A 1,522-nucleotide genomic window follows, 5' to 3' on the forward strand; every position below is an offset into this window, starting at 1 on the left:
AGACGGAGTTGCCCTTATCGGTATAGAAAAGGCCCTTGTGGTTTGCGACAATCGAAAAGTCTCGGTTCAAGTCAGCACCCAAGTACGGAATATTCTTGATGTCAGCAGAACGCGCAAACGTTTCTTTTTCAAGTTCGATGCAAAAATCCTTGAGTTCTGCCAGCGTGAGCGATTCCAACGCCGGATTGTAGTTGGGATTGCCATCAGGAATCTTTGCCGGTGCAGGCAATTCAAAGTCGACCTTCTCGGTCCACTGCGTATGGCAAACGGCATCCTTGATGGTCTGCGCAATCGCTTCCTTTGTCAAGCGTTCCGTATGGGCATAACCCGGACGGCCGTCCTTAATCACGCGAATGCCAAGCCCTACGGAATCCGAAATTTCAGTATTCTGCACTTGGCCCTGAAAAACAGACAAGCCCTCGGAATGGGAATTCGAGGCAATCACATCAAACTGTTCCGCCTCGCCCTTCGCGAGGTCGCACATACAATTTACTGCTTCAATAATATTCATAATAAAGGTACGAGCTACGAGGTCGCTCGTTACACTCGCTTTGAGCATTGAGGATAAAAGCCAAAAAACATATAATTAATATATAAATTTAGCCACAACACTGATTTTGTAAGAAAATATTGTAACACATAAACCCCAAAGGGCGAAGCCCGACCTCAAGCCTCACACCTCTTTGCCTTACTAGCGAGCATGCGCCAGTAGGCAGCAGGGCTACCGGTCACAGATTCAAGCGATTCGGCCAGTTCGCGAGTAATTTCAACATTTCCCGCAATTAAGCCTTCGAGAGTTTCCATCGGGACGCCGATGCGACGGGCGAATTCCGCCTTGTCCATCTTGAGCCATTCAATCCCTTCTAAAATCGCCTGCCCCGGAGTGGGTGTTCCATGTCTAGCCATAGTCAATTCCTAAAATTCAATCGTTTTCCAGCCTTCGGCGCCAAAGCGAAGGTCGCGTTCCACAAATTCCCAAATTAACAATTTCTTGCCTTTAAGCACGCCGGCCTTACGGGCAAGCTTTTCGCGTACCAAGGTTGATGCGCCGCCATCGCTCACGATAGAGGCTACCGGCCGGCTGATATTCTTTGCAAAATGCGCAATCCAACCCGCATTCACAGGAGCATCAGTCTGGTAAATTCGGCTGAAACTGTCGCCGAGAATCAAAATCTTCGACTTGCGGAAATCGTCTTTGAAAGGCGTCTTGACCGTTTCGCGGACCACCGTAGAATCCGAAAGCGAATCTGCCGGAGCTTCTTCCGTGCGTTCCGAAATTTCTTGCTGGTAAATCACATGGCCTGTCACCTGTTGCGCCTTGAACACGTTAAACTTGTTAAGGCCGCTCATTTCGCCAATGTCACCCATGCGGTCCGCCAAAGAATCGGACACAACATAATTCATGGATGGTTCCCCGATATCTATCATACCCGCATCGACCATCGCGTTCACCTTCTTCGCGATTTCACCTGCGGCAAGCTCTGCACCACGCGGAGTCCAGTGCGTATCGTCATCCAGATAA

2 protein-coding genes and 1 pseudogene are annotated in these 1,522 nt (G+C 49.5%); all 3 read right to left on the minus strand.

All coding sequences use genetic code 11. The features are described 5' to 3' along the window. Positions 1-511, minus strand: a 511-nt coding sequence (locus Q0628_RS12900; protein ID WP_298771598.1) for a DNA gyrase modulator, incomplete at its 3' end; no start/stop codon positions are given. A gap of 155 nt (positions 512-666) precedes the next feature. After that, positions 667-906 carry an XRE family transcriptional regulator gene (locus Q0628_RS12905; RefSeq protein WP_298771600.1) on the minus strand — a complete coding sequence of 80 codons (240 nt, stop codon included), beginning with the start codon at positions 904-906 and terminating at the stop codon, positions 667-669. A gap of 9 nt (positions 907-915) precedes the next feature. Next, a pseudogene (locus tag Q0628_RS12910) lies at positions 916-1,522 on the minus strand (hypothetical protein); the annotation flags it as partial.

The sequence above is a fragment of the uncultured Fibrobacter sp. genome (assembly GCF_937877005.1).
Taxonomy (GTDB): Bacteria; Fibrobacterota; Fibrobacteria; order Fibrobacterales; family Fibrobacteraceae; genus Fibrobacter.